Below are 26,805 nucleotides of genomic sequence, written 5' to 3' on the forward strand. Positions count from 1 at the left end.
GGCGCCCGTGTCACGTCGTAGAGTTGCGCGCACGCATCCGCAAGATCGACCGATGATGAGGCTGTTTCCGTGCGCCGACGCTCTCTCCTCCTTGCCGCCGTACCCGCAGGACTGGTCACACTCGCCGCGTGCGGTGACGACAAGTCCGCTTCCAGCAAGGCCAGCGCGGCGCCGTCGGGTTCCGCCTCCTCGGTGCCACCGCCGAAGATCGTGGACGGGCCGCTGCCGGCGATCACGGCGGGCACGAAGTTCGACGAGAAGCCGACGGTGGCCAAGGGTTCCGGGGAACCGTCGAAGGACCTGGCGGTCAAGACGCTGATCGCCGGCGGCGGCAAGGCGGTCGCGGAGAACGACTTCATCCAGGCCAACTACCTCGGGCAGATCTGGTCCACGGCGAAGGTCTTCGACCAGTCGTACGACCGTTCGCCGCTGCTCCTGCAGCTGGCCCAGGGCAGCATCATCGACGGCTGGCGGTACGGGCTGGCCGGCAAGAAGGCCGGCAGCCGGGTCCTGATGGCCGTCCCGCCGACCTGGGGTTACGGGACGTCGGGAAACGCGCAGGCGGGCATCAAGGGCACCGACACGCTGGTGTTCGTGGTGGACATCCTGAACTCCTTCAACTCCAAGAGCTCCAGCACCGGCAAGGAGGTCGCGCAGAGCAACGCCGCGCTGCCCAAGGTCGGCACCAACACCGACGGGAAGGCGCCGTCGGTCGACATCCCCAAGACCGACCCGCCGAAGACGCTGGTGTCGAACTACATCCTGGAGGGTGACGGCCCGGCGGTGGCGGCCGCGCAGACGGTCCTGTGCCAGTTCAAGGGCGAGGTGTGGGACAGCGGCAAGACCTTCGAGCAGACGTACGACAGCGGGCGGCTGGCCCAGTTCGCCGTCGCGCAGATGCAGGAGGTCCTCAAGGGTCTCGCGCAGGGCATCACCGGGAAGAAGGTGGGCAGCCGGCTGCTGGTCGTCGTACCGCCGGACCTGGGCTACGGGAACAACCCGCCGAGCGGCGGCGTGGTGAAGAAGGGGTCGACCCTGGTCTTCACGGTGGACATCCTCGCGGCGATGTAGTCATGCGGGCGCGAGGCGGGCGGGGATGAAAGACTGTCCGGGTTCCGTGTCGTACACAAGCAGGAGCTAGAGACGTGAGCATCGACAAGCCCGAGATCGACTTCCCCGAGGGCTCGGCCCCGGCCGACCTGGAGATCAAGGACATCTGGGAGGGTGACGGCGAGGTGGCCCAGGCCGGCCAGACCGTCACCGTGCACTACGTGGGTGTCGCGTTCAGCACCGGCGAGGAGTTCGACGCCAGCTGGAACCGGGGCGCCCCGTTCCGCTTCCCGCTGGGCGGCGGCCGGGTCATCAAGGGCTGGGACCAGGGCGTGCAGGGCATGAAGGTCGGCGGCCGTCGCCAGCTGACCATCCCGGCCCACCTCGCCTACGGCGACCAGAGCCCGACCCCGGCGATCAAGCCCGGCGAGACCCTGATCTTCGTCGTGGACCTGCTCGGGGTCTGACCCCGAGCAGGTCGGCGCCCTGGCGGCGCTGATCGTTCCCGGTCGGAAACCGGCCGGACGAGGGCCCGTGCCGTGTGCGCGGGCCCTTGCTGTTTGTCGGGTCCTGTCCGTTTCGGCCCGCGTTGTGCGTACTGGCTTTTGCCGTGCCACTCCGGAGCGGTACGGTCATCCGTCAGGAGCACCATAGGGAAGGCGAAGGGCGTCGATGGCCATTGCCAAGGCAGAGCGGCTGATGAACCTGGCGCTGTGTCTGCTCGGGACGAGGCGTCCGCTCAGCAAGCGTGAGCTGCGGGACTCCATCGAGGCATACGTCGAGGCCTCCGGACCGGGCAGGGGCGCGGCCGGCGCGGACGAGTCCTTCAACCGGATGTTCGAGCGGGACAAGGACGATCTGCGCGAACTCGGACTGGTGATCGAGACCGTCGAGAACCTGGACGGCGAGGTCGGCTACCTCGCCCGCCGCGACAGCAACCGGCTGCCCCCGATCACCCTGGACGCCGAGGAGGCCGCCGCCCTGGGGCTGGCCGCCAAGGTCTGGCAGCAGGCCCGCCTCGCCGGCGCGGCCAGCGGCGCCCTGCAGAAACTGCGCGCGGCCGGGCTGCCCGAGGACGTCGACCCGTACGAGGCGCACAGCGCCCTGGAACCGCGCATCCCGGTGCACGAGGCCGCCTTCGAGCCGTTGATGCTGGCCTGCCGCGACCGCCGCCCGGTCCTCTTCGACTACCGCAAGGCCACCGCCGCCCACCCCGAGCCCCGGCACGTGGAGCCATGGGCGCTGGAGTGCTGGCGCGGCCACTGGTACCTGGCGGGCTGGGACCGCGACCGGGGCGCCGAGCGGGTCTTCCGGCTGTCCCGGATCACCGGCCGGGTCCGCTCCCGGGGCACCCGCTTCACCGCGCCCGTCCCGGACGTCGTCACCGTCCGCGAGACCGTCGCGAGCTGGGCCGGTGAGATCGCCGACCGCTCGGCGCTGATCCGGCTGCGCTCGGGCGCCGGCTACCCCCTTCGGGCGAAGGCCAGGGCGGTCCGGGAACTCGGCGACGGCTGGGACGAGTTGGAGATTCCGTACGGGCACGGCCTGGACGCCTGGCTGGTGGAGTTCGGGCCGGACGTGGTGGTCCTGGAGCCGGCCGAACTGCGCGCGGACGTGGTGGACCGGCTGCGTGCCGTGGCCAAGGGCTGAGGGGGAGCGGAGCAAGACAGTGGCAGGCAAACCGGTCAGGCCCGTGAACGCCATCGACCAGACCCGGCGGATGCTCTCCCTGGTGACCTATCTGCGCGAGCGCCCCGGCGCCCGGATCGCGGACGTGGCCCGGGCCTTCGGCATCACCGAGGACGAGCTGGTCTCCGACCTCGACGTGCTGCCCATGTGCGGCACCAGCTTCCGGGGCGGCGACCTGCTGGACATCGACACCGACGGCGAGCGCATCTGGTGGCACAACGCCGCCGCGCTCGGCGAGGAGGCGGCCGAGCCGCTGCGGCTGGCCGCCGACGAGGCGACCGCGCTGCTGGTGGCCGCCCGCGCGGTGGCCACCCTGCCAGGACTGCGCGAGGGCGACCGGCAGGCGCTGCTGCGGGCCACCGCCAAGGTGGAGACCGCGGCCGGCGAGGCGGGCGACGCCAGCGCCCGGCTGTCGGTGACCTTCGAGTCCGAGGGCGGGGTCTTCGCCGACGTCGACCGCGCGATCTCGGAGCGCCGCCGGCTGTGGATCCGCTACTACTCGCCGGCCCGTGACGAGGTCACCGAGCGCGAGATCGACCCCATCCGCCTGGTCAGCGTCGGCCACACCTACGTGGAGGCCTGGTGCCGCCGCTCCGAGGCCCGGCGCACCTTCCGCCTCGACCGGGTCGCCGAGATCAGGATCCTCGACGATCCGTCGGCACCCCCCGAGATCGAACTGCGCGACCTGTCCGAGGCCCTGGTGCAGCCCGCCGCCGAGGATCCCGAGGTGGTCGTCGAGGTCGGCCCGGCCGGCCGCTGGGTCGCCGAGTACTACCCGCACGACAGCGCGGATGAGCTTCCCGACGGCGGGCTGCGTATTACCCTGCGCACCCCCGATCCGGCCTCCCTGCGCCGGCTGGCGCTGAGGCTCGGAGGCGACGGCCGGATCGTGTCGCCGCCGGAGCTGGCCGACAGCGCCCGCGAGGCGGCCCGTGCGGCCCTGGCGGCCTACGACGGCCCCGTGGTCCACGGCGGGGCGGGAGGGCACGAGTGAGCCCGACCGGCTGAGACGCTCCGCAGGGGAACGATCGAGAAGGAGAGGGCCAGGGATTTGGACGAGTCTTCGGGTTCCGGTGTCGCAGGTGTGCGGGACGTGACGGTCGCGGCCGCGTTCGCGGGGATGAGAAGAGTGGTCCCCGTGGTGTTCAGGGCCGGCTGCCCGGACTGCCGGGGCAATTTCGAGCTCGCCGCGAGCGCGCTGCGGCTGGCCATCGGAGCCACCAGCAAGACCACGTTCTACTCCTTCACCTGCCCCGACTGCGACATCCTGGTCCGCAAGCCGGCGGGCGAGCGGATCGTCGAACTGCTCACCGGCGGCGGGGTCAGCACCCTGCGCCTGCACCCCACCGTCTAGGCTCACCCGCATGTTCTGGCCGATGTTCGCGGTAGCCGCGGGTTTCCTGGGTCTCGCCGTGCTCGGCGTACTCGCCGTCCGGGTGTTCCTGGAGGCGCGGCGCCTGGGCGCGCAGGTCTCGGACTCCGCCCGCCGTATCAACCGGGCCGCCGAGGACCTGGAGCGGGCGGCGGCCGGTGCCGCCCGCGCCGCGGAGACCCTCTGAGCCCTGTTGTGCAACCGGTGTGAGTACTGCGCCATAAGCGGTTTGCGTCACTTCGCCCTGTCACGGTGCCCACCCCGGCAGGTACGCTGCTGATCGCGGCGCGGATAACGAGGCCCGTACCGCGGACCGGGCGTACGCGCGGGGATTGCCTGACGTTTACCCCTGAGCGTTACGATCGCTGTCAGCACGATTACTCGGACATACGTCTGACTGATCGGACAGCCCCCACCCAGCCGCCTCGGTGAGAAGGTAAAGACTTATGTTCGGAAGGCTCGGCGCTCCCGAGATCATTCTCATCCTTGTCGTCGTCATCCTGCTGTTCGGCGCGAAGAAGCTTCCGGACATGGCTCGCTCGCTCGGCAAGTCCGCACGCATCCTCAAGAGCGAGGCCAAGGCCATGAAGGAAGACGGCAACACCACCTCCTCCGCCCAGGCGCCCGCCTCCGGCGAGCAGGCCCAGGCCCAGCGCACCATCCAGGCGGCCCCCGGTGACGTGACCAGCTCCCGTCCGGTCAACGAGCCGTCGGACACCACCCAGCGCTGACGCAGGGCCGGTGCCCCCCGGCCCGCCGCACGAGATGAGGACGTGGGTTGCCCAAGTCTGCCCGCAAACAGGAGAAGGATCCCGAGGGGCGGATGCCTCTCGGAGATCACCTTCGTGAGCTCCGCAACCGGCTCGCGAAGGCCATGCTGGCCATCGTCGTCGTGACGGTCGTCGCCGCCTTCTTCTACAACGACATCATCAACTTCCTCACCAAGCCGGTCCTCGACTCGGTCGGCTGTGAGCAGGCCTTCGGGGAACTGGCCAGGTCCAAGGCGGACTCCCACCCCTGCGCCCAGATCACGATCAACGGCCTGCTGGCGCCCTTCACGCTGGCCCTCCAGGTCTCGCTGATGGCGGGTGTGGTCTTCGCCTCCCCGGTCTGGCTTTACCAGCTGTGGGCCTTCGTCGCGCCCGGTCTGCACCGCAGCGAGAAGAAGTACGCCTACGCGTTCGTCGCCACCGGCGTCCCGCTCTTCTTCGGCGGCGCGTTCTTCGCGTACAAGGTGCTGCCGACCACCGCGAAGGTGCTCCTCCAGTTCACCCCGCACAGCGTGAGCAACCTGCTGCCGCTGGACGACCTGCTCCAGCTGGTCACCCGCATGGTGATCGTCTTCGGGCTCTCCTTCGAGCTGCCGCTGCTGCTGGTCATGCTCAACCTCACCGGAATCGTCACCGGCAAGCGGATGCTCGGCTGGTGGCGGGCGATGATCCTCGGGATCACGGTCTTCGCCGCCGTGGCCACCCCGAGCACCGACCCGCTCTCCATGCTGGCGCTCGCCGGGCCGATCTGGGTGCTGTACTTCGGCGCGGTGCTCTTCTCGCTCCTCAACGACCGGCGCAAGCGCCGCCGCGAGGCCGAGGGCCCCGCCGACGACGAGGCCTCCGACCTGGACCTCACGCCCGACGAGATCGACGAGGTCGAGACCGTCTCGGCGGGCCGCACCCGGCCCGAGGCCCCGGAGCGGGTCAACGGCTACGACGACGTGACCTGACCGGGTCCGATCCACCCGACGAAGAGGTGCCCGCGCCACACGGCGCGGGCACCTCTTCGTCGTCCGCCGTCCCCTGTTCCGGATAATGATCGTCCTGTTGTCAGTGGGGACCGGTACGCTCGAAAGCACGATGACAGAGGACCTCTCACCGGCCGAGCGGTATGCGGCGGCCCGCAGGCGGGCCGCCGAGCAGGCCACCGCGCTCGCGTCGTTCCGCGAGATGTACGAATTCGGCCTCGACCCCTTCCAGATCGAGGCGTGCAAGGCACTCGAAGCCGGTAAGGGCGTCCTGGTGGCCGCCCCCACCGGCTCCGGCAAGACGATCGTCGGCGAGTTCGCCGTCCACCTCGCCCTGGAGCAGGGCAAGAAGTGCTTCTACACGACACCCATCAAGGCGCTGTCGAACCAGAAGTACGCCGACCTGTGCCGCCGCTACGGAGCGGACAAGGTCGGCCTGCTCACCGGCGACAACAGCGTCAACTCCGACGCCCCCGTGGTCGTGATGACCACCGAGGTGCTGCGGAACATGCTGTACGCGGGCTCCCAGACCCTGCTCGGCCTCGGGTACGTGGTCATGGACGAGGTGCACTACCTCTCCGACCGCTTCCGCGGCGCCGTCTGGGAAGAGGTGATCATCCACCTGCCGGAGTCCGTGACCCTGGTGTCACTGTCGGCGACCGTGTCCAACGCCGAGGAGTTCGGCGACTGGCTCGACACCGTCCGGGGCGACACCGAGGTCATCGTCTCCGAACACCGGCCCGTCCCGCTGTTCCAGCACGTCCTCGCCGGGCGCCGGATGTACGACCTGTTCGAGGAGGGGGAGGGCCAGAAGAAGGCCGTCAACCCCGACCTGACCAGGCTGGCCCGGATGGAGGCGAGCGGACCCTCCTACCAGGACCGCAGGCGTGGCCGCGCCATGCGCGAGGCCGACCGCGAGCGGGAGCGCCGGCAGCGCTCCCGGGTGTGGACGCCGGGCCGTCCCGAGGTCATCGAACGGCTCGACTCCGAGGGCCTGCTGCCCGCCATCACCTTCATCTTCAGCCGCGCCGCCTGCGAGGCCGCCGTCCAGCAGTGCCTGTACGCGGGTCTCAGGCTCAACGACGACGAGGCCCGCGAACAGGTGCGCGCCCTCGTCGAGGAGCGCACCGCGTCGATCCCGCACGAGGACCTGCACGTCCTCGGCTACTACGAATGGCTGGAGGGCCTGGAGCGCGGTATCGCCGCCCACCACGCGGGCATGCTCCCGACCTTCAAGGAAGTCGTCGAGGAACTCTTCGTACGCGGCCTGGTCAAGGCCGTGTTCGCCACCGAGACCCTCGCGCTCGGCATCAACATGCCGGCGCGCTCGGTGGTGCTGGAGAAGCTCGTCAAGTGGAACGGCGAGCAGCACGCCGACATCACCCCCGGCGAGTACACGCAGCTGACCGGCCGCGCCGGCCGCCGCGGCATCGACGTCGAGGGCCACGCCGTGGTGCTGTGGCAGCGGGGGTTCAGCCCCGACCACCTCGCCGGGCTCGCGGGCACCCGCACCTATCCGCTGCGCTCCAGCTTCAAGCCGTCGTACAACATGGCGGTCAACCTGGTCGAGCAGTTCGGCCGGCACCGGTCGCGGGAGTTGCTGGAGACCTCGTTCGCGCAGTTCCAGGCCGACAAGTCGGTCGTCGGGATCTCCCGGCAGGTGCAGCGCAACGAGGAAGGACTCGAGGGCTACAAGGAGTCCATGACCTGCCACCTCGGCGACTTCGAGGAGTACGCGCGGCTGCGGCGCGAGCTCAAGGACCGGGAGACCGAACTCGTCCGGCAGGGCGCGGCCGAGCGGCGGGCCGAGGCGGCGGTGGCGCTGGAGAAGCTCAAGCCGGGCGACGTCATCCACGTGCCGACGGGCAAGTACGCCGGTCTCGCGCTGGTCCTCGACCCCGGCCTGCCCGCCGGACGGTCCAACGGCCACCGGGGCTTCGAGCACCACGACGGTCCGCGGCCGCTGGTCCTGACCGCCGAACGGCAGGTCAAGCGGCTGGCGTCCATGGACTTCCCGGTGCCCGTCGAGGCGCTGGAGCGGATGCGGATCCCCAAGTCCTTCAACCCCCGTTCCCCGCAGTCCCGTCGGGACCTCGCGTCCGCGCTGCGCACCAAGGCCGGGCACATCCCGCCGGAGCGGGCCCGCAAGAAGCGGGCGCAGGCGGCGGACGACCGGGAGATCGCCCGGCTGCGGACCGCGATCCGGGCGCACCCCTGCCACGGCTGCAACGACCGTGAGGACCACGCCCGCTGGGCCGAGCGGTACCACCGGCTGATGCGCGACACCACGCAGCTGGAGCGGCGGATCGAGGGCCGGACCAACACCATCGCCCGCACCTTCGACCGGATCGTGGCGCTGCTGACCGAGCTGGACTACCTGCGCGGCAACGAGGTCACGGAGCACGGCAAGCGGCTGGCCCGGCTGTACGGCGAACTCGACCTGCTCGCCAGCGAATGCCTGCGGGCCGGTGTCTGGGAAGGACTCAGCCCCGCCGAACTCGCCGCGTGCGTCTCGGCGTTGGTCTACGAGGCACGCGTCGGGGACGACGCGATGGCCCCGAAGCTGCCCTCCGGCAAGGCCAAGGCGGCGCTCGGTGAGATGGTGCGGATCTGGGGGCGGCTGGACGCGCTGGAGGAGGAGTTCCGGATCAACCAGACCGAGGGCGTCGGCCAGCGGGAACCGGACCTCGGCTTCGCCTGGGCCGTGTACATGTGGGCCTCCGGGACGGGTCTCGACGAGGTGCTGCGGGAGGCGGAGATGCCGGCCGGGGACTTCGTGCGGTGGTGCAAGCAGGTCATCGACGTGCTCGGGCAGATCGCGGCGGCCTCTCCCGTGGAGGGCTCGACCGTGGGGAAGAACGCGCGGAAGGCCGTTGATCTTGTGCTGCGGGGGGTTGTGGCCTACTCGTCGGTGGGGTGAGCTCTGTCCGACGGGTGTGGGTGCGCTGTGGCTGGTCGCGCAGTTCCTCCCCCAGCCTTCGGCCGGGGGCACCCCCAGCGCCCCCAGGTCGGGTGTGTCACCCCCCACCGAGGTAGTTCCGCCAGCCTTTGTGGCGTGTGATGTCCTCCGCGTTCGCCAGTGCGCCCGGTTCACACAGGAAACCAGGGACGCTCGTGCCGTCCGCCAGGTCCACCCTGCCCAGAGTCATCGGATGGGGGAGCTGCGCCAGCAGGCGGCCCAGGCCCTCCGCCGGCAGGTGCCACACCTCCGTCTCGATCGCGGCCCCGTCCGCGGAGACGCGGACCAGACCCGGCTTCGGCGGTTCCGTCCGCAGCGCGTACAGGCGGTACGCCGGTGCCGTCGTCGTCGTACGGTCCAGGACCGCTCCCAGGGCCAGGAGCTGCGGATTCAGCGGCTGGCCGGTCAGGTGGGCGCCCACCACCGCCAGGCTCACCCGCGGTTCCAGGGCGCGGGCGACGGCGGCCAGGCGCTCGTCCGTGAACGCCGGGCCGATCAGCATCACGCCGAACGGCAGGCCGTTCACCTCGCCGGCCGGTACCGCCACCGCCGCCAGGTCGAAGAGGTTGGTCGAGTTGGTGAAGCGGCCCAGCCGGGCGTTGGCGCCCAGCGGGTCGGCGGCGACCTCGGCCAGGGTGGGATGGCCGGGAGCCGTGGGGAGCAGCAGGGCGTCCGCGTCGGACAGCTCGGCGAGGGCGCGGGCCCGCAGGACGGACAGGCGGTCCCGGTCGGCGAAGAGGCGGTGCGCCGGGATGTCGCGGGCCCGGGAGACGATGCCGCTCACCGTGGGGTCCAGGCCTTCGCCGCCGGCGGCGAGCAGCCCGTCGACGAAGGCGCCCACCGCCGTGTAGCGCTCCGCCACGAACGCTCCCTCGTAGAGCATGGCCGCCGCCTCGGTGAAGGGGGTCAGGTCGAGCGGGCGGACCGAGGCGCCGGACGCGGCGAGACGCTCCACGGCCTCTTCGTAGGCCTGAGCCCATCCTTCGTCCATGTCCCCGAGCCGGGCGAGCGGCGGAACCGCGATCCGCCAGGGGCCCGGGGCCCGCGGGGGCGGCGGCGGCAGGGCACGGTCGGGCGGCGCCGTCAGGTGGCGCAGGGCCTGTTCGGCCTCCGGCAGCGTGCGGGCGAACACCGTCACGCAGTCGAGGGAGGCGCAGGCCGGGACCACGCCGCCGGTCGGGACCAGGCCGCGGGTCGGTTTCAGACCGACGATGCCGTTGAAGGCCGCCGGAACCCGGCCCGAGCCCGCCGTGTCCGTGCCGAGCGCGAGGTCGACGATCCCGAGGGCCACCGCCACCGCCGAACCCGAGCTGGAACCGCCGCTGATCCGGGCCGGGTCGACCGCGTTGCGGACCGCGCCGTAGGGAGAACGGGTGCCGACCAGGCCCGTCGCGAACTGGTCGAGGTTGGTCGTGCCGAGGACGAGTGCGCCGGCCGCTCGCAGGCGGGCGACCGCCGGGGCGTCGGTGGCCGGACGGTAGGCGTACGCCGGGCAGCCGGCCGTGGTCGGCAGCCCCTGGACGTCGATGTTGCCCTTGACGGCGACCAGCCGTCCGGCGAGGGGGAGGTGCTCGCCCGCGGCCACCCGCTCGTCGATCGTCCGGGCCTCCGCCTCGGTCTCCTCGGGCGGACGCAGGTCGATCCAGATCTCGGGGCGGTCGACCGCTTCGACGCGCGCGTAGGCGGCACGGATCCGGGAGACGGTGCTGGACATGGTCGGTGACTCCTGTCGGTCAGTTCGCGGCGGGCGCCAGGACGAGCAGTGCCGTCCCCGCCTCCACCTGGTCGCCCGGCCGCGCCAGGATCTCCGTCACCACGCCGGCCATCGGCGCCCGCACCCTGGACTCCATCTTCATCGCCTCCAGGGCGAGCAGGGTCTGGCCGGTGGCCACCTCGTCACCGGCCGCCACGTTCAGCTGCCATACGGAGGCCGCGAACTCGGCCTCCACCAGCCGGCCGCCCGGCGGCACGCAGACCTCGGCCGCCGCGGCGGCGGGTACCGTCGCCGCCTCGGCCCGGGTGAACTCGCCGGCCGCCTCCCAGGCGTCGCGCTCCGCGTCGAAGGCCCGCTGCTGGCGTGCCCGGAAGTCCGCGACGGATCCGGCGTGTTCGGAGAGGAACTCCCGGTACGACGCCAGCGAGAAGGTCCCCTCCTCGATCCGCGGTACGAACCTGCCGGAGGTGATGTCGGCCCGCAGGTCGAGGAGTTCGGCCGCGGACACCGGATACCACCTGATCCGGTCGAAGAACCGCAGCAGCCACGGCATGCCCGGTTCGAACGCCCCGCGCTGCTGCCAGCCCGACCACACCTGGGTCGTACGCCCCACGAACTGGTAGCCGCCCGGCCCCTCCATGCCGTAGACGCACAGGTAGGCGCCGCCGATGCCGACGGAGTTCTCGGCGGTCCAGGTGCGGGCCGGGTTGTACTTCGTGGTGACCAGGCGGTGGCGCGGGTCCAGCGGGGTGGCGACCGGGGCGCCCAGGTACACGTCGCCGAGGCCCAGGACCAGGTACTCCGCGTCGAAGACCGTGCGGTACACGTCCTCGACCGAGTCCAGGCCGTTGACCCGGCGGATGAACTCGATGTTCCACGGGCACCAGGGGGCGTCGTCGCGGACGCCCGCCACGTAGCGGGCGATCGCCTCGCGGGTCGCCGGGTCGTCCCAGGACAGGGGGAGATGGACCGTGCGGGAGGGCACCACCAGTTCGTCGGTGGGCGGCAGCTCCGGAACGATCTCCCGCACCGCCGCGAGGAGTCCGGCCTGGGTGAGCAGCGCCGGGTCGGTCCGGATCTGGAGCGAGCGGATCCCCGGGGTGAGGTCCGTGACACCGGGCAGGTCCGCCGCCGTCACCGCCTCCATCAACGCGTGCACCCGCATCCGCAGGGCCAGGTCCAGCCGCATCGGGCCGAACTCGACCAGCAGGTTGTCGTCGCCGCTGCGCCGGTAGGTCACGTCCCCGTCCCGGGCCAGGACACCGCCGTCGGTGATCTCGGGGCGGGGCGCGCCGGTCACGTCGACCGGGACGAAGCGGACCGTGTCGCCGGGCCGGAGCTGGCCCAGTTTCCAGCGTTCGCCGCTCAGCACGGTCGCCGGGCACACGAACCCGCCGAGGGAGGGCCCGTCGGGGCCGAGCAGGACCGGCATGTCGCCGGTGTAGTCGACGGCGCCGACCGAGTACGGGGTGTCGTGGATGTTGGACGGATGCAGGCCCGCCTCGCCGCCGTCGGTGCGGGCCCAGCGCGGCTTCGGACCGACCAGCCGGACCCCGGTGCGCGCGGAGTTGAAGTGCACCTTCCACTCGGCCGCGTAGAACTCCCTGATGTCCTCCTCGGTGAAGAACTCCGGTGCGGCGTGGGGGCCTTCGACGGCCGCGAGCCGCCACTCGGCCGTGAGGCGCGGGCGCTCGGCGACGGGCGAGCCGTCCGTGACGGCGCCGCCGTGCAGGACGTCACCGGTGCGCAGCGCCCGGCCCCCGTGGCCGCCGAACCGGCCCAGCGTGAAGGTGCTCGCGCTGCCCAGGAAGGCGGGCACGTCCAGGCCGCCGCCGGCGAAGAGGACGTAGGTGCGCAGCCCGTGCGCGGAGGGGGCGCCGATCTCCAGCAGCCCGCCCGCCGGGACGGTGACCGGTTCCCACTGCGCGACGGCGGTGCCGTCCAGGGTCACGGGGGCCGGGGCGCCGGTCACGCAGACGGTCGTGGGGTGGGTGAAGCGCAGGGCCGGGCCCTCGAGGGTGCATTCGAGGCCGGGGGCGCCCTCCGGGTTGCCCAGCGCGCGGTTGCCGAGCCGGAAGGACCGGTCGTCCATCGGACCGCACGGGGGCACCCCGACCTGCCAGTGGCCGGTGCGTCCTGGCCAGTCCTGGACCGTGGTGAGGGTGCCCGCCGTGACGACCTCGATCCGGGGGGTCGGGTCGGTGACGGCGGCGAGGGTCGCGGTGGAGTGGGCGGCCGACCGGAAGGCCGGTTCGGCGAGGGCGGCGCGGACCAGCCCCAGGTTGGTCTCGATGCCGTCGACACGGGTGCCGGCCAGCGCCTCGTCCAGCCGGCGCAGTGCCTCCGCGCGGTCCGGACCGTGGGCGATCACCTTCGCGAGCATCGGGTCGTACGACGTCGTCACCTCGGTGCCGGTCTCCACCCAGCCGTCCACGCGCACCCCCGGCGGGAACTCCACCCGGGTGAGCAGGCCGGCTCCGGGCCGGTGGTCGCGGGAGGGGTCCTCGGCGTAGACGCGGGCCTCGACGGCGTGGCCGCGCGGCGCGCCCGGGTCCCGGACCACGCCGGACTCGCCCCGCGCCAGGCGCAGCATCCAGGCGACCAGGTCGACGCCGTAGATCTCCTCGGTGACCGGGTGCTCCACCTGGAGGCGGGTGTTGACCTCCAGGAAGTAGGCCTCCTCACGGGCCGCGTCGTACACGAACTCGACCGTGCCCGCGGAGCGGTAGCCGACGGCCGCGCACAGGTCACGCGCGGATGCGGCGAGTCGGGCGCGTACCCGGGGCGGCAGGCCGGGGGCCGGGGCCTCCTCGACGACCTTCTGGTTGCGGCGCTGCAGGGAGCAGTCCCGGTCGCCGAAGGCGACCACCCGGCCCGCGCCGTCGCCGAAGACCTGCACCTCGACATGGCGGGCGTCCTCGACCAGGCGTTCCAGGAAGACCCCGGCGGAGGAGAAGGAGGCGGCGGCCACGCGCTGCACCCGGTCCCAGGCGTCGGTCAGTTCGGCGTCGGACCGGCAGGCCGACATGCCGATTCCGCCACCGCCTCCGGTGGCCTTGAGCATGACGGGGTAGCCGATGGCGGACGCCTCGCGCAGGGCCTCGGGCAGGCCGGAGAGGAGCCCGGTGCCGGGCGCCAGGGGCACGCCGGCGGCCTCGGCCGCCGCCCGTGCCGTGTGCTTGGCGCCGAACAGCTCCAGATGCTCGGGGGCCGGGCCGACGAACACGATCCCGGCCGCCTCGCAGCGCCGGGCGAACTCGGCGTCCTCGGACAGGAAGCCGTACCCGGGGTGGATCGCGCCCGCGCCGGTGTCCTTCGCGGCCTTGAGGACCAGGTCGGCGTCGAGGTAGGACTCCCGCGCCGGAGCCGGGCCGAGGCGTACCGCCTCGTCGGCGAGGCGGACGTGGGGTGCCGAGCGGTCCGGGTCGGAGTAGACGGCGACCGTGCGCAGGCCCAGTTCGCGGGCGGTGCGGATGACGCGGACGGCTATCTCGCCCCGGTTGGCGACCAGCAGGGTGTCGAAGCTCATCCGGCGGCCCCGATCGTCATCTCCGCGGCGGTCGGTTCGAAGCCGTTGCACGGGTTGTTGGTCTGCGGGCAGTTGGAGACCAGGACGAGGACGTCCCGTTCGGCGCGCAGCGTCACCTTCCGGCCCGGGGCCGACAGGCCGTCGACGATGCCGAGGGTGCCGTCCGGCTCGACCGGCACGTTCATGTACCAGTTGACGTTGGAGACCAGGTCGCGCTTGCCGAGGCCGTGCTTCGCGCCCTCGGCCAGGAAGTTGTCCACGCAGGCGTGCTGCGACCAGGTGTGGTGGCCGTAGCGCAGGGTGTTGGACTCCTTGGAGCAGGCGCCGCCGACCGTGTCGTGCCGGCCGACCTCGTCGGCGGTCACGGTCATCAGCGGGGTGTGCTCGTCGGAGAGGAGCACGCTGCCCGTGGTGAGGAAGAGGGATCCCTGGGCGTGCACGGTGTCGGGGGCGCTGTAGCGGACCGCCGTGTCGTGCGCGTCGTAGACGAGGAAGTCGACGGCCTGGTTGCCGTGCAGGTCGGTGATGGTCAGGGTCTCCCCGGTGCGGAGGACGGCGGACCAGGCGGCGCGTGCCGGGACGACGGTTCTGGTGGTCATGCGAGCCCCCTCGCGGTGAGGAATCCGGCGGTGTTCAGGAAGGCGCGGCGGCCCTCGGGGGTGGCGTCCCAGAGCGGGTCGCCGGGCGCGGTGGGCTCGGCGCGCCAGGCCAGCACCTCCAGGGGGGTGCTGACGTAGTCCGGGCGCGGATCGGCGGGGTGCGGGACGTTCGCGACCAGGACGGTCAGGTCCTGCTCGGCGCGGAGCGTGACGCTGCCGCCGGGCCCGGCGGAGCCGGTGAAGTCCAGCGTGCCGTCGTCGCGCACCGCCACGCCCTGGAAGAACGACAGGGAGGGCGCCAGGTCGCGTGGTTCCAGGCCGTTCTTCGCCGCCGCCAGCTTGAACAGTTCACGGCCGGCGGGGGAGGGCGACTGCGGGGTGCCGTCGCCGTAGCGGGCGGTGTTGCGGACCAGGGTCGAGGTGCCGCACAGCGCGTCGTGCCGGCCGGAGGTGTCGGCGACCACCGAGGCGAGGACCCGGCCCTGGTCGGAGAGGAGCAGCACCCCCTCGCCGAGGTAGGCGTTCCACTGGACCTTGACCGTGTCCGCGACGTTCAGCCGCTCCCAGGGGCGGTCGGCCACGTACAGCAGGAGGTGGGCGCAGGCGTCGCCGTGCGGGTCGGTCAGGCGCAGCTCGGTGCCGCGGGCCAGGACGCGGTGCGTGTAGTTGCCGCCCGCCACCGTCTCCGCCCACACCAGGTGGCCGGCCTCGCAGGGCGGGTCCGGCCAGTCGGTGGCCGGTACGACGGGCATGGCGTCGGCGCGGGTGCCCGCCTGGGCGCGGGCATGCGCCCTGGCTCCGTACGTGGTGGCTGTCGCCATCGCTGACCTCCGGCTCCGTGGGTTCGGGTGGGACTCGGGAGTGTTTCTGTCGCCCGACAGAAATTAGGGGCGGGCCGGGTCGGGGGCGTTGCCCCGGTGTTCCGGCCCGGTTACCGAGGGCTCACGGGGGAGCGGGGCCGCGGGTGGGTCGAGAAGGCCACGCGTGCCGCGCCGGCCGCCGGGTCGCGTGGTGATCGCCGCGCGGTGCCGTGTGCGAGGATCGAACGCATGGGGACGAGCAGTGGCCGCCGGGTCGGCAGGCCGCGGGCGGCGCAGCGGCCGGACAGCGGTCTGGATCCGCGGGCCGAACTGCTGGTGGCCGCAGCCGAGTTGTTCACCACCCGCGGTTACGCGGCCACCACCACCCGGGCGGTCGCGGAACGGGCGGGCATGCGGCAGGCGTCGATGTACCACTACGTCTCCGGCAAGGAGGAACTCCTCGCCGAGCTGCTGGAGTCCACCGTCACCCCGTCGCTGGAGTGGGCGCGTGAGCTGCTCGCCGACGACGCGACCCCGGCCGAGGGGCGGCTGCGGGCGCTGTGCCGGGCCGACGTGGAGCTGCTGTGCGCCGGTCCGCACAACCTGGGCGCGCTCTACCTGCTGCCCGAGGTGCACACCGAGCGGTTCGCCGGGTTCCATGCCGTGCGGTCCGAACTCAAGGACGCCTACCGGCAGTTGATCGCCGCGACGGCTGCGGGCGGGCGGCTCGCCAAGGGGGAGCTCCAACTGCGCACCGACCTCGTCTTCGGGCTGATCGAGGGTGTCATCCTGATCCACCGCTCCGAACCCGAGCGTCCTGTCGACGAGTTCGCCCGCGCCACGGCCGACGCGGCGCTGCGGATCGCGGGGGTCTGACCCGGGCGGCCGGACCGCGGGCCTGGGCGCCCGGAGCCGGCCGGGGTTTCGGCCCGGAGCGCTGATTCACCCGTCACGGTGAGTCGTTCTCGCATACCCGTACGCCGTCACGGATGGTGTTCGAGCGACTTCCCTGTGTGCAAAACGACCGAGGATACTCCAGTCGTCCGGGCTGTTTCAGGTGCTCGCCGAATTAGACACGGCGTTGATCCGGTCGGACTAAGCTCGCCCGCGGCGCACCGAGTTGAGATGAATTCGTGCGCCTGTTCCCAATCATACGGAAGATCCTGACTGCTCCATGAACCTTCCCCCCACGAACTCCCCCGACATCCAGCCGATTCGTCTCAGAAGGCATACATGGTGAGTGTGCAATCGCCTCCCAATGGCCGTGAACTTCCCCTGGCGCGCGTGCTGTTGCTGCCCGCCATACTGATGGCCGCGGCGATCGCCGCCGCCGTCCTCCTGGTATCGGAGCCCGCCCGGACCGCCGTCGGCGTCTGCGGGGCCGTCGGCATGGTGCTGGTGCTCGCGACGGCGGCGGAAGCGGTACGCCGCGGCCGTAGGCTCCAGGACGCCCAGGCCGAACACGCCCGTCACCGTGCGTATCTGGAACAGCGCATCACCACGAGCGACGAGGAGATCGACCGCCTCGGCAAGGACGTGTTCCCGACCGCGCTCTACCGGCTGAAGGCCGGCGAGTCCCCCAAAGAGGTGATCCGCCAGGTCTTCGACCTCGACCCCCGGCTGCGCCACGCCCCCGAGTCGCAGCGCCGGCTGATCCGCACCATGCTCGACATCGTCGACGAGGAGGACCTCCAGCGCGACTCCCTGGAGCGCTCGTTCGTCAGCGTCGCCCGCCGCGTCCAGGCCATCGTCCACCAGCAGGCGCACGAACTGCGGGAGATGGAGGAGGACCACGGCCGCAACCCCGAGGTCTTCGACGACCTGCTGCGCATCGACCACGGCACCGCGCTGATCGGACGCCTCGCCGACTCGGTCTCCGTGCTCGGCGGCGGCCGCCCCGGTCGCCAGTGGCCCAACCCCGTCGCCCTCTACAGCGTGCTGCGCGGCGCCATGTCCCGGATCCTGGAGTACCGGCGGATCGAGCTGCACTCCATCTGCCAGGTCAACATCAAGGGCACCTCCGTCGAACCGCTCATCCACGCGGCCGCCGAACTCCTCGACAACGCCACGCGGTACTCGCCGCCCTCCACCAAGGTGCACGTCACCGCGGTCGAGGTGCAGTCCGGCGTGTGCATCGAGATCGAGGACGCCGGCGTCAGCCTCAACGAGGAGGCCCGCGGCCGCATCGAGGGCATGCTGGAGAAGGCCAAGCAGGGCAAGGACATCCAGGTCCTCGGCGAGAACCCGCGTCTGGGTCTCTCCGTCGTGGGCCGCCTGTGCACGACCTACGACATGGACGTCTCGCTGCGCGCCTCGGCCTACGGCGGCGTCCGGGCCGTCCTCATCGTGCCCAGCGACATGATGACCACCGACCCGGCCCCCGGCATCGCCCACGGCATCGGCGCCACCGGCATCCCCAAGCCCGAACTCGGCGCCCTCGAAGGCCCCAAGCGGCCCCCCAAGAAGCGCCGGCCCACCAGCCCCCGCATCCCCGCCGGGATCTCCATGGAGGACGACGTCCCCGAGGTCACCGAGTGGACCGCGGGCGGCCTGCCGCAGCGGCGCAGCCGGATGAAGACGTCGCTCAGCCAGCGCTACGCCGAGCAGGCCGCCATCGAGCGTGCCGAGCGCGAGGGCAACCCGACCATCTGGTCGCAGCACAAGGAGCCCGAGCCGGAACCGGCGCCCGAGCGTCCCGCGCCCGGCCTGTGGGTCGAGGCCTTCTGGGAGGGCCTCAAGAAGAACAACCCGGGTGTGCACCCCACCGACTTCACCCGGAACCCCACCAAGTACCAGCACCTCATCAACGATCCGGCCGGCCCCGACGCCGACGACGAGGGGGACCTCAAGTGATCCAGCAGCGAGGCAACTTCGACTGGATGCTCAAGCAGCTCGCCGACGGGGTACCCGGCGTCGAGATGATCGTCGTCCTCTCCGCCGACGGACTGCGCATCGCCCGGCACGGCGGCGACCCCGACGCCGCCGACCGCCTCGCCGCGGCCTGCGCGGGCGTGCAGAGCCTGGCCACCGCCGTCGCCCAGGAACTCCCCATCAGCAACGGCGACATGAACCTCGTCCTGATCGAGATCGACCGAGGCTACTTCTACCTCATGTCCGCCGGAGCCAACGCCTACCTCGCGGTGCTCGCCGACGTGACGTGCGAACCCGGCCGGATGAGCGAGATGATGCGCGACCTCGTCGTCCGCATCGGCACCCATCTCACCAGTCCGCCGCGGCGGAACGGGCAGACCGTATGACTCCTCCGCAACGCAGAAGGCGTCAGCCCAGGCCGGAGCACCAGCCGCCACCCCCTCCGCTGCCGCCCGAGCCGCCGGCCGCCGAGGGCGGCGGCGAGGACGGCGACAACAAGAACCCCGAGCGGCTCTACGTCATCAGCGGAGCGGACGGAGCACGGGCCGAACTCGACCTGGTCACCCTGATCGTGGCCCGCGCCGACCCACCGCCCTCGGTCACACCGGAGCAGGCGGTGATGCTCCGGCTCTGTCTCGCCCCGCTGTCCGTGGCCGAGCTCTCGGCCTACCTCAATCTGCCGTTCAGCGCGATGACGGCACTGATCACCGAACTGATCACGGCCGAACTGGTTCAGGCGCGCGCCCCGATCGTCCGGCAGGCGCTCCCCGACCGTTCACTTCTCGAAGCGGTGATGCATGGACTTCAAAAGCTCTGAGGCGATCCCCGGCCCCCGCACCGAGGACCAGCTGCCGCACACCGCCCAGGCCGCGGTGAAGATCGTGATCGTGGGCGGCTTCGGAGTCGGCAAGACCACCATGGTCGGTTCCGTCAGCGAGATCAGACCGCTGACGACCGAGGAGACCATGACCCAGGCCGGCATCGGGGTGGACGACAACTACGGCTCCGACTCTAAGACCGCCACCACCGTGGCGATGGACTTCGGCCGCATCAGCATCACCGACCAGCTGGTCCTGTACCTCTTCGGCACCCCCGGCCAGGAGCGGTTCTGGTTCCTGTGGAACGGACTGTTCGAAGGCGCCCTCGGTGCGGTCGTGCTCATCGACACCCGGCGCCTGGAGGTCAGCTTCGACGTCATGGGCCGTCTCGAGGAACGCGGCGTGCCGTTCGTCGTTGCCGTCAACTCCTTCCCCGACGCGCCCCGTTACCCCCTCGACGAACTGCGCACCGCGCTGGACCTGCCCCCCGACGTCCCCATCGTGGAGTGCGACGCCCGGCGCCGGGCCTCCAGCCGGGACGTCCTGATGACCCTGGTGCGCTTCCTGCACTCGCTCGCCATGTCCGGCGCGCTCACCTGACACCCCCCTTCGGAGCGATCACTGTGACGCCTGAATCCCCCTTCCCGGCCGGCACCGGCACCGACCCGGTCCCGCCGCCCGGCTGCCCGGCGCACGACCGCGGACCCGGCGGACTGCAGCGGCTCTTCGGCGCCGACGCGGACCACCTGGGCGAGCTCTACGAGAAGCTGCGCACGGAACACGGTTCCGTGGCCCCCGTACTGCTCCACGACGACGTACCGATCTGGGTGGTCCTCGGACTGACCGAGAACCTCCAGATGGTCCGCACCCCCGCCGTCTACACCCGCGACAGCCGGATCTGGACCCCGCTGCGCGAGGGCATGGTCAAACCCGACCACCCGCTCATGCCGCACATCGCGTGGCAGCCCATCTGCTCGCACGCCGAGGGCGACGAACACCTGCGGCTGCGGGCGGCGGTGCAGGGCGCCATGACCACCATCGACCACCGCAGCATCCGCCGCCTCATCGGCCGCTACACCCAGCTGCTGGTCAACGAGTTCTGCGAGCGGGGGCGCGCCGAACTGGTCTCCCAGTACTCCGAGCACCTGCCGATGGCGGTCATGTGCGAACTGCTCGGGATGGCCGAGGAGTACAACGACCGGATCGTGGAGGCCACCCGGGACGCGCTCAAGGGCACCGAGACCGCGATCTCCAGCAACGAGTACGTCATGGGCTGCCTGATCCGGCTGACCGCCCGGCGCCGGGCCCGTCCCGAGGACGACTTCGCCAGCCACCTCGTGACCCACCCCGCCGGGCTCAACGACGACGAGGTCGCCCAGCATCTGCGGGTCGTCCTGTACGCGGCCTACGAGACCACCGCCAACCTCCTCGCCAACGCGCTGCGCATGGTCCTCACCGAGCCCGGGTTCCGTGCCCAGCTCAACGGTGGCCAGATGACGGTGCCCGAGGCGATCGAGCAGTCCCTGTGGGACGAGCCGCCGTTCAGCACGGTCTTCGCCTACTTCGCCAAGCAGGACACCGAACTCGGCGGCCAGCGCATCCGCAGGGGCGACGGACTGCTGTACGCGCCCGCGCCGGGCAACGTCGACCCGCGGGTCCGCCCCGACCTGCGCGCCAACATGCAGGGCAACCGCTCCCACCTCGCCTTCGGCGGCGGCCCGCACGAGTGTCCCGGTCAGGACATCGGCCGTGCCATCGCCGACGTCGGCGTCGACCAGCTGCTCACCCGGCTCTCCGACATCCAGCTCGACTGCGACGAGGAGGAGCTGCGCTGGCGCGCCTCGATCGCCTCCCGGCACCTGGTGGAACTGCCGGTGCGCTTCGACCCGAAGCCCAAGCAGGACGTCACCCTCATGCCGAGCCCCGCGCTGGTCCCGCCGCAGCGCACCGACTGGCAGGTCGCCGGCACCCGCCCGGCGGCACCGGCACCGGCACCGGCCCCCGAGCCCCGGCCGGTGGCGCCTCCGCCGACCGCCGCCCCGGCCCCGGCCCCGGTCCCGGCCCCGGTCCCGGCCTCGGCCCCGGTCCCGGAATCCGCCAGGCCGCAGGGCATCTGGCCGAGGCTGCGCCGCTGGTGGCTCGGCCGCTAGCGGCCCTCACCACCTGCCCAGTCCTCGTACGACTCCCAGGCCCGCAGCGTTCGCCCGCTGCGCAGCCGGTGCTCGACCCCCGTGACCGGGTCGGTGAACTCCAGGCTCCGCGCCAGCAGTTGCAGCGGACGCCGGAAGTCACCGGCCGGCACGGGGCCGGTCACGACCGGATACAGCGGGTCGCCGAGGATCGGCACGCCCAGCGCGCTCATGTGGACGCGCAGCTGGTGGGTCTGCCCGGTGCGCGGGGTGAGCCGGTAGCGGCCCAGGTCCCCTCTGCGCCCGACCAGTTCGACGAGGGTCTCCGCGTTGGGCGCTCCCTCCACCTCACGCGCCTGCAGCACCCCGCGTTCCTTGAGGATCCGGCTGCGCACGGTCCGGGGAAGGGCGAGCGAGGGGTCGTACGGCGCGATCGCCTCGTACTCCTTGCGCACCCGGCGCTCGCCGAACAGCGTCTGGTACGCCCCCCGCTCCTCGGGCCGCACCGTGAACAGGACGAGCCCGGCGGTGAGGCGGTCCAGGCGGTGCGCGGCCCCGAGCGCGGGTACCCCCAGTTCCCCCCGGAGCCGGGCGAGGGCCGTCTCGGTGACGTGGCTGCCGCGAGGGGTGGTGGCGAGGAAGTGCGGCTTGTCGGCGACGACGAGGTGATCGTCGCGGTGGACCACGTCGAGCCGGAAGGGGACGGGGACCTCGGGGGGCAGGTCGCGGTGGAACCAGAGCCAGAGACCGGGGGTGTAGGGGGTGCGGGCGGCGACGGGCACTCCGTCGGCGGCCACGACGAGCCCGGACGCCAGCATCGCCTCGACGGCTCCCGGGGCGGCTCCGGAGAGCCGTGCGACGAGGTAGGCGCCGACGGTCTCCCACTCCTCGGAGGGGGGCAGCCGCACCCGGACGGGGTCCACCCCGTGGCGCTGGGGAAGCGGGGAGGGCGGGATGCTCGTCTTGCGTCTCATCGCAGCCCAGGGTAAGCGCGAGGCCCCTGTCCCGGGGCGCGGGCGGTGCCGGGACCCGGTCCCGTCCGCGTGGCGCGACCCGCCCGCCCGTGCCACAGCCTCCGGCACCGCGACCACGCTTCGGAACCCGCCCCCGGCCGCCTACGCGACAGCCTCCGGCACCGCGGCCGCGGTTCGGGACTCCGCCCGGGAGAAGCGCCAGACGGCCCCCACGACCACGGTGGCGGTCAGGAACAGCACGGTGAACCACCGGAAGTACCAGTGTCCCCCGCTGGGGTCGTACACCGCCTCCCTGGGCCATGCCAGGTTCACACTCATCGCCAGTCCGTACAGCAGCGCGGCCGCGTTGACCGGCACCCCCCACCGCCCCAGCGAGAACAGCGGCGCCCCGGTCTCGTCCGCTCCCTCGGCCCCGAACCCGCCGCGCAGCCGCCGGACCAGCAGGGGACCGGTGACCATCGCGTACGCGAGGTAGAGCATCACGATGCAGGTGGTCCCGATCGCCAGGAACGCGTCCGGTGAGGCGAAGTTCAGCAACAGCAGCGCGGCGGCCAGGGCGCCCACCGCCACGGCCGGGGCGCCGGGCATCCCGGTACCGGGATCGACCCGCGCCAGCCGTCGGGCGAAGGGCAGTTGCCCGTCACGGGCCATGGAGAACAGCATGCGCGAGGCGGCGGTCTGGATCGCCAGCGTCGCCACCGCGACGGCCACCACCACGTCGGCGAGCAGCACCCGGCCCACCCCGTCGCCGAGGCTGCTGGTCAGGACGTAGCTCAGCCCGTCCACGCCCAGCCGCCCGTCGGTCAGGCTGGGCGCGGCCAGCAGTCCGCCCAGGACGACCAGCCCGCCGAGCAGCCCCGCCGCCGCCAACGCGGTGAGGATCGTGCGGGGCGCCGTGCGCCGCGGCCGGTGCGTCTCCTCGCTCATCTCGCCCGCGCTGTCGAAGCCGATCAGCACGTACGCGGCGGTGAACGAACCGACCAGCAGCGCGCCCACCAGTCCTCCTCCGGCCGCCGTCCCGGTGTGGAACGTGATGCCGGGGGAGCGCTTCGAGTGGGTGAGCAGCAGTACGACGATCAGGACCGCGCCGATGATCTCGGCGGTGACGCCGACCCGGTTGATCACGGACATGACCCGGTTGTCCATGACGTTGACGAGGGTGGTCAGGACCAGCAGGACGACACCCAGGACGGCCGCGTTGGCGGCGCCGTCGGCCGAGGCCGGCGCCGGGTCCGTGCCGATGAGCTGGAAGCCGGACCAGAGCGCGGGCAGGACCATCTGCAGGGCCAGTGCAGCCGCCGCGACCACCACGATCTGCCCGATCACCATGATCCAGCCGGCGAACCAGCCGAAGGACGGGTTCGACAGGCGTGAGGACCACTGGTAGATCGCGCCGGAGATCGGGTAGCGCCCGGCGAGTTCGGCGAAGCAGGCGGCCACCAGCAACTGCCCGGCCAGGACGGCCGGCCAGGCCCAGAAGAAGACCGGGCCGCCGAACGCGTAGCCGAACGCGAAGAACTGGAAGACGGTCGTGAGGACGGAGATGAAGGAGAACCCGGCGGCGAACGAGGCGTACCGGCCGAGGCTGCGGTGCAGCTCCTGGCGGTAGCCGAACTCCTCCAGGGAGCGGTCGTCGGTCTCCGCGAGGGAGCGGTCGTCGATGGTCGTCACGGCGGCACCTGCCTGTCAGGGCGGATTTCCTGTCGGGCGACAGAAATTAGGGACGCGCTGTTTCGCGGGCGTCACGCCGGCGTGTCCGGGGCGGGCCCAAGTCCTCACGCCCTTGCGAGGTCGCGTCGTACGCGATACATCGTGTGTATTGACGTTCGCTCCGGACACGCGATATGTTCGGCCACGGATATTCGGAAGCGAGGTGGTCGGCGTGGCGGTGAAGCGGCGCAAGCTCGGCAATCCCCTGGCGCTCGTCGTGCTGACGACCCTCTGGCAGAAGCCGATGCATCCGTACGAGATCGCCCAGACCATGCGCCGTCAGGGCAAGGACACCAGCACCCGGATCAACTACGGCTCGCTCTACACGGTCATGCAGAACCTGGAGAAGCACGGCTTCGTCGAGGTGGCCGACGTGGAACGGCAGGGCAACCGCCCGGAGCGCACGGTCTACGGCATCACCGACGCCGGGCGCGAGGAGGCGGTCCACTGGCTGTCCGACCTGCTGGCCGTCCCGGCCAAGGAGTACCCGATCTTCGAGACGGCGCTCTCCCTGATGGGCGCCCTGCCCCCGGACGAGGTCGAGCGCCTGCTGGACGAGCGGCTCAGCACCCTGGAGGTCGAGGTCACCGGCGGCCGGGCGGTGCTGGAGAAGCTGCACGAGACACTGCCCCGACTGTTCGTCGTCGAGGTCGAGTACCACCTGCACATGCTGGAGGCGCAGGCCCGGTGGGTCCGCGGCTTCGTGCAGGAGTTGCGGGAGGGTTCGCTGCCCGGCGTCGAGAGCTGGCGCCGGTTCCACGAGACCGGCGAGTTCCCGCCGGAGTTCACGGAGGCGGACCGCTGAGAGAAACAGACCCCGGCGGTGCTGTTGCAGCAGCTCCGCCGGGGTCTCGAACCCCGAGCTGAACCCGCCGTGAGGCAGATCCGGGCCATCGAGGTGCGGCACACCCAGGATAGCCCGGCGCTCCTTCGGCGGATCAGCTGTCATCTGCTGTCATCCGCTCACTCATTCAGGAGAGCCCCGTCATGAACACCCGTGCGCCCGCGGTGCAGGCGCGCCAGCTGATCAAGACCTACGCGGGTGACGTCACCGCCCTGAACGGCATGGACGTCACCGTCGAACCCGGCACCGTCTTCGGGCTCCTCGGGCCCAACGGCGCCGGCAAGTCCACCACAGTCAAGATCCTCACCACGCTGGCCCGCCCCGACTCGGGCACCGCCACCGTGGCCGGCCACGACGTGCTGCGCCATCCGGACCGGGTGCGCCGCGCGATCGGCGTGGTCGCCCAGAACTCCGGCGCCGACCCGGTCGCCACCGGCCGCGAGAACCTCCGGCTCCAGGGCCGGCTGCACGGCCTGCGGGGCGCCGACCTGAACCGTCGGGTGGACGAACTGCTGGCCCGCTTCGCGCTCACCGACGCGGCCGGCCGTCCCGTCAAGGGCTACTCCGGAGGCATGCGCCGCCGCCTCGACGTGGCCCTCGGCCTGGTCCACCGTCCCGAGGTGCTCTTCCTCGACGAGCCCACCACCGGTCTGGACCCCGAGGCCCGCACCGCGATGTGGGACGAGATCGGCCGGCTGGCCGGCGAGGAGGGCCTGACCATCCTGCTCACCACCCACTACCTGGAGGAGGCCGACCGGCTCGCCGAGCGGATCGCGATCGTCGACCGCGGCCGGATCGTGGTCGAGGGCACCCCCGACTCCCTCAAGGGCGAACTCCGCGGCGACGCCGTTCACGTGGAGCTGCGCGAGGCGCCCGGGGAGGCCGGTCGCACCCTGCTCAAGGGCGCGCTGACCGGGCTGCCGGGCGTGCGCGAGGTGCTGTTCGACGGGCGCCGGATCAGCGCCCGCGCCGACGACGGCGCCGCCGCGATGCCGGCGCTGCTGGCCGCGCTGGAGCGGGCCGGGGTGACGGTCGCGGCCGCCACCGTCGCCCGGCCCTCGCTGGACGACGTCTACCTGCGGTACGCGGGCCGCCGTTACGCGGAGGCCGACACCGCCGACTCCCTCGCCCTGGCCGGAGGTGCCCGATGAGCAACGCCCTGTCCCAGACCTGGTACATGACCCAGCGTCAGCTGATGGTGTTCGCCCGCCAGCCGGCGTTCGCCGTCATCACCCTGATCCAGCCGGTGATCTGGCTCTTCCTGTTCGGCAGCCTCTTCAGGAAGGTGGTCGAACTGGGCGGCTTCGGCACCACCAGCTATCTCGACTACCTGGTGCCGGGCGTGGTCGCGATGAGCGCGCTCAGCTCCAACATGTGGGCGGGCATGGGCACCCTGGAGGAGATCCAGCGCGGCACCCTGAACCGCTTCCTGACCACACCGGTCAGCCGGGCCGCGCTGATGAACGGCAACGTGGTGAACAACGGCCTGGTCACCGCCGGCCAGTCGCTCGTCATCGTGCTGCTCGGCCTGCTGGGCGGCGCCGACTACCCGGGCGGTGCCGCGGGCGTCGCCGTCCTGGTGGTGGCCTCCGTGCTGCTCGGCACCGTCTTCGGGGCGCTGTCCAACGCGCTCGGCATGCTCGTGCGGGAGCGGGAGTCGATCATCGGGATCAACACGTTCCTGCTGCTGCCGCTGACCTTCCTGTCCAGCGCCTTCATGGCACGGTCCCAGATGCCGGGCTGGATGCGGCACACCGCCGACTTCAACCCGCTCGACTGGGCGATGGTGGCGGGGCGTTCGGCGCTGTCGGCGGATCCCGACTGGGGTACGGTGCTGGGCCGCGGCGGCGGGCTGCTGGCGCTGGCGGTCGCGGCCGTGTGGCTGTCCATCAGGACGTTCGGGTCGTACCAGCGATCGGTGTGACCGGCCCGGGGCGGCGGCACCCACGGCTGCCGCCGCCCCGGGGCCGCACGGCGGAGGGCCGGCGTGGCCCGGACCTCGCGCG

At 72.0% G+C, this 26,805-nt stretch carries 24 protein-coding genes; 18 read left to right on the forward strand and 6 right to left on the reverse strand.

Annotation, left to right across the window (positions count from 1 at the left end; genetic code table 11):
• The first annotated feature begins 69 nt into the window (after window positions 1-69).
• From ACFY3I_RS21125 to ACFY3I_RS21165, 9 genes are all read left to right on the forward strand, one after another.
• Window positions 70-1,071, forward strand: a complete 1,002-nt coding sequence (locus ACFY3I_RS21125; protein WP_365287889.1) for an FKBP-type peptidyl-prolyl cis-trans isomerase — start codon at window positions 70-72, stop codon at window positions 1,069-1,071.
• A gap of 74 nt (window positions 1,072-1,145) precedes the next feature.
• On the forward strand, window positions 1,146-1,517 hold the full coding sequence (locus tag ACFY3I_RS21130; protein ID WP_390861950.1) for an FKBP-type peptidyl-prolyl cis-trans isomerase: 372 nt from the start codon (window positions 1,146-1,148) through the stop codon (window positions 1,515-1,517).
• 205 nt (window positions 1,518-1,722) lie between these two features.
• Window positions 1,723-2,700 (forward strand): helix-turn-helix transcriptional regulator, encoded by a 978-nt coding sequence (locus ACFY3I_RS21135; RefSeq protein WP_390861951.1) that lies wholly within the window; start codon window positions 1,723-1,725, stop codon window positions 2,698-2,700.
• A gap of 19 nt (window positions 2,701-2,719) precedes the next feature.
• A complete protein-coding gene (locus tag ACFY3I_RS21140; protein ID WP_390861952.1) occupies window positions 2,720-3,733 on the forward strand; it encodes a helix-turn-helix transcriptional regulator in 1,014 nt (337 codons plus the stop codon).
• Window positions 3,734-3,859: 126 nt separating this feature from the next.
• The gene (locus ACFY3I_RS21145; protein ID WP_365288196.1) at window positions 3,860-4,093 is read left to right on the forward strand and encodes a hypothetical protein; all 234 of its coding nucleotides are present in this window, start codon (window positions 3,860-3,862) and stop codon (window positions 4,091-4,093) included.
• Window positions 4,094-4,103: 10 nt separating this feature from the next.
• Window positions 4,104-4,298 carry a hypothetical protein gene (locus tag ACFY3I_RS21150; protein ID WP_390861953.1) on the forward strand — a complete coding sequence of 65 codons (195 nt, stop codon included), beginning with the start codon at window positions 4,104-4,106 and terminating at the stop codon, window positions 4,296-4,298.
• Between the two features lie 259 nt (window positions 4,299-4,557).
• Complete coding sequence (gene tatA / locus ACFY3I_RS21155) at window positions 4,558-4,842, forward strand: Sec-independent protein translocase subunit TatA (RefSeq protein WP_365287879.1); 285 nt, start codon at window positions 4,558-4,560, stop codon at window positions 4,840-4,842.
• Window positions 4,843-4,889: 47 nt separating this feature from the next.
• A complete protein-coding gene (gene tatC / locus ACFY3I_RS21160; RefSeq protein WP_365287877.1) occupies window positions 4,890-5,834 on the forward strand; it encodes a twin-arginine translocase subunit TatC in 945 nt (314 codons plus the stop codon).
• A gap of 85 nt (window positions 5,835-5,919) precedes the next feature.
• Window positions 5,920-8,772, forward strand: coding sequence for a DEAD/DEAH box helicase (locus ACFY3I_RS21165; RefSeq protein WP_390861954.1), 2,853 nt, complete (start codon window positions 5,920-5,922; stop codon window positions 8,770-8,772).
• Between the two features lie 97 nt (window positions 8,773-8,869).
• Here the strand turns inward: ACFY3I_RS21165 and atzF are convergent, their stop codons facing one another.
• From atzF to ACFY3I_RS21185, 4 genes are read right to left on the reverse strand one after another with little or no spacing between them, the layout of a single operon-like run.
• On the reverse strand, window positions 8,870-10,525 hold the full coding sequence (gene atzF, locus ACFY3I_RS21170; RefSeq protein ID WP_390861955.1) for an allophanate hydrolase: 1,656 nt from the start codon (window positions 10,523-10,525) through the stop codon (window positions 8,870-8,872).
• A 19-nt stretch (window positions 10,526-10,544) separates the two neighbouring features.
• A complete protein-coding gene (locus tag ACFY3I_RS21175; RefSeq protein WP_390861956.1) occupies window positions 10,545-14,054 on the reverse strand; it encodes a 5-oxoprolinase/urea amidolyase family protein in 3,510 nt (1,169 codons plus the stop codon).
• Window positions 14,051-14,653 (reverse strand): urea amidolyase associated protein UAAP2, encoded by a 603-nt coding sequence (locus tag ACFY3I_RS21180; RefSeq protein WP_390861957.1) that lies wholly within the window; start codon window positions 14,651-14,653, stop codon window positions 14,051-14,053. The genes ACFY3I_RS21175 and ACFY3I_RS21180 overlap by 4 nt, the downstream gene beginning before the upstream one ends.
• A complete protein-coding gene (locus tag ACFY3I_RS21185; RefSeq protein ID WP_390861958.1) occupies window positions 14,650-15,474 on the reverse strand; it encodes an urea amidolyase associated protein UAAP1 in 825 nt (274 codons plus the stop codon). The genes ACFY3I_RS21180 and ACFY3I_RS21185 overlap by 4 nt, the downstream gene beginning before the upstream one ends.
• Window positions 15,475-15,702: 228 nt before the next feature.
• Here ACFY3I_RS21185 and ACFY3I_RS21190 point away from each other — a divergent pair, with 228 nt between their 5' ends.
• The 6 genes from ACFY3I_RS21190 (at window position 15,703) to ACFY3I_RS21215 (ending at window position 21,292) form a co-directional block, all read left to right on the forward strand.
• Complete coding sequence (locus ACFY3I_RS21190; protein WP_390861959.1) at window positions 15,703-16,329, forward strand: TetR/AcrR family transcriptional regulator; 627 nt, start codon at window positions 15,703-15,705, stop codon at window positions 16,327-16,329.
• Between the two features lie 357 nt (window positions 16,330-16,686).
• Window positions 16,687-18,306, forward strand: a complete 1,620-nt coding sequence (locus tag ACFY3I_RS21195; RefSeq protein ID WP_390861960.1) for a sensor histidine kinase — start codon at window positions 16,687-16,689, stop codon at window positions 18,304-18,306.
• Window positions 18,303-18,710, forward strand: a complete 408-nt coding sequence (locus ACFY3I_RS21200; protein ID WP_351320402.1) for a roadblock/LC7 domain-containing protein — start codon at window positions 18,303-18,305, stop codon at window positions 18,708-18,710. The genes ACFY3I_RS21195 and ACFY3I_RS21200 overlap by 4 nt, the downstream gene beginning before the upstream one ends.
• A complete protein-coding gene (locus tag ACFY3I_RS21205) occupies window positions 18,707-19,141 on the forward strand; it encodes a DUF742 domain-containing protein (RefSeq protein WP_365287861.1) in 435 nt (144 codons plus the stop codon). The genes ACFY3I_RS21200 and ACFY3I_RS21205 overlap by 4 nt, the downstream gene beginning before the upstream one ends.
• Window positions 19,122-19,742 (forward strand): ATP/GTP-binding protein, encoded by a 621-nt coding sequence (locus ACFY3I_RS21210; RefSeq protein WP_365287859.1) that lies wholly within the window; start codon window positions 19,122-19,124, stop codon window positions 19,740-19,742. The genes ACFY3I_RS21205 and ACFY3I_RS21210 overlap by 20 nt, the downstream gene beginning before the upstream one ends.
• 23 nt (window positions 19,743-19,765) lie before the next feature.
• Complete coding sequence (locus ACFY3I_RS21215; protein ID WP_390861961.1) at window positions 19,766-21,292, forward strand: cytochrome P450; 1,527 nt, start codon at window positions 19,766-19,768, stop codon at window positions 21,290-21,292.
• Here the strand turns inward: ACFY3I_RS21215 and ACFY3I_RS21220 are convergent.
• Window positions 21,289-22,245 carry an RluA family pseudouridine synthase gene (locus ACFY3I_RS21220; protein ID WP_390861962.1) on the reverse strand — a complete coding sequence of 319 codons (957 nt, stop codon included), beginning with the start codon at window positions 22,243-22,245 and terminating at the stop codon, window positions 21,289-21,291. The genes ACFY3I_RS21215 and ACFY3I_RS21220 overlap by 4 nt on opposite strands.
• A gap of 141 nt (window positions 22,246-22,386) precedes the next feature.
• On the reverse strand, window positions 22,387-23,916 hold the full coding sequence (locus ACFY3I_RS21225; protein WP_390861963.1) for an amino acid permease: 1,530 nt from the start codon (window positions 23,914-23,916) through the stop codon (window positions 22,387-22,389).
• A gap of 211 nt (window positions 23,917-24,127) precedes the next feature.
• Here ACFY3I_RS21225 and ACFY3I_RS21230 point away from each other — a divergent pair, with 211 nt between their 5' ends.
• From ACFY3I_RS21230 to ACFY3I_RS21240, 3 genes are all read left to right on the forward strand, one after another.
• Window positions 24,128-24,760, forward strand: a complete 633-nt coding sequence (locus ACFY3I_RS21230; RefSeq protein ID WP_390861964.1) for a PadR family transcriptional regulator — start codon at window positions 24,128-24,130, stop codon at window positions 24,758-24,760.
• 182 nt (window positions 24,761-24,942) lie between these two features.
• A complete protein-coding gene (locus ACFY3I_RS21235; protein WP_390861965.1) occupies window positions 24,943-25,950 on the forward strand; it encodes an ATP-binding cassette domain-containing protein in 1,008 nt (335 codons plus the stop codon).
• Window positions 25,947-26,723: an ABC transporter permease gene (locus ACFY3I_RS21240; protein WP_390861966.1), complete on the forward strand. Its 777-nt coding sequence runs from the start codon at window positions 25,947-25,949 to the stop codon at window positions 26,721-26,723. Before ACFY3I_RS21235 ends, ACFY3I_RS21240 begins: the two co-directional genes overlap by 4 nt.
• Window positions 26,724-26,805: the final 82 nt, after the last annotated feature.

It is taken from the genome of Streptomyces sp. NPDC001068 (assembly GCF_042897315.1).
Classification (GTDB): domain Bacteria; phylum Actinomycetota; class Actinomycetes; order Streptomycetales; family Streptomycetaceae; genus Streptomyces.

Coding starts and splice junctions, on each gene's coding strand:
- ACFY3I_RS21180 (WP_390861957.1), bottom strand. CDS start 14,653: ATGACCACCAGAACCGTCGTCCCGGCACGCGCCGCCTGGTCCGCCGTC.
- ACFY3I_RS21235 (WP_390861965.1), top strand. CDS start 24,943: ATGAACACCCGTGCGCCCGCGGTGCAGGCGCGCCAGCTGATCAAGACC.
- ACFY3I_RS21210 (WP_365287859.1), top strand. CDS start 19,122: ATGGACTTCAAAAGCTCTGAGGCGATCCCCGGCCCCCGCACCGAGGAC.
- ACFY3I_RS21145 (WP_365288196.1), top strand. CDS start 3,860: ATGAGAAGAGTGGTCCCCGTGGTGTTCAGGGCCGGCTGCCCGGACTGC.
- ACFY3I_RS21205 (WP_365287861.1), top strand. CDS start 18,707: ATGACTCCTCCGCAACGCAGAAGGCGTCAGCCCAGGCCGGAGCACCAG.
- ACFY3I_RS21185 (WP_390861958.1), bottom strand. CDS start 15,474: ATGGCGACAGCCACCACGTACGGAGCCAGGGCGCATGCCCGCGCCCAG.
- ACFY3I_RS21135 (WP_390861951.1), top strand. CDS start 1,723: ATGGCCATTGCCAAGGCAGAGCGGCTGATGAACCTGGCGCTGTGTCTG.
- ACFY3I_RS21165 (WP_390861954.1), top strand. CDS start 5,920: ATGATCGTCCTGTTGTCAGTGGGGACCGGTACGCTCGAAAGCACGATG.
- ACFY3I_RS21195 (WP_390861960.1), top strand. CDS start 16,687: ATGGTGAGTGTGCAATCGCCTCCCAATGGCCGTGAACTTCCCCTGGCG.
- tatA (WP_365287879.1), top strand. CDS start 4,558: ATGTTCGGAAGGCTCGGCGCTCCCGAGATCATTCTCATCCTTGTCGTC.
- ACFY3I_RS21240 (WP_390861966.1), top strand. CDS start 25,947: ATGAGCAACGCCCTGTCCCAGACCTGGTACATGACCCAGCGTCAGCTG.
- atzF (WP_390861955.1), bottom strand. CDS start 10,525: ATGTCCAGCACCGTCTCCCGGATCCGTGCCGCCTACGCGCGCGTCGAA.
- ACFY3I_RS21175 (WP_390861956.1), bottom strand. CDS start 14,054: ATGAGCTTCGACACCCTGCTGGTCGCCAACCGGGGCGAGATAGCCGTC.
- ACFY3I_RS21150 (WP_390861953.1), top strand. CDS start 4,104: ATGTTCTGGCCGATGTTCGCGGTAGCCGCGGGTTTCCTGGGTCTCGCC.
- ACFY3I_RS21220 (WP_390861962.1), bottom strand. CDS start 22,245: ATGAGACGCAAGACGAGCATCCCGCCCTCCCCGCTTCCCCAGCGCCAC.
- ACFY3I_RS21190 (WP_390861959.1), top strand. CDS start 15,703: ATGGGGACGAGCAGTGGCCGCCGGGTCGGCAGGCCGCGGGCGGCGCAG.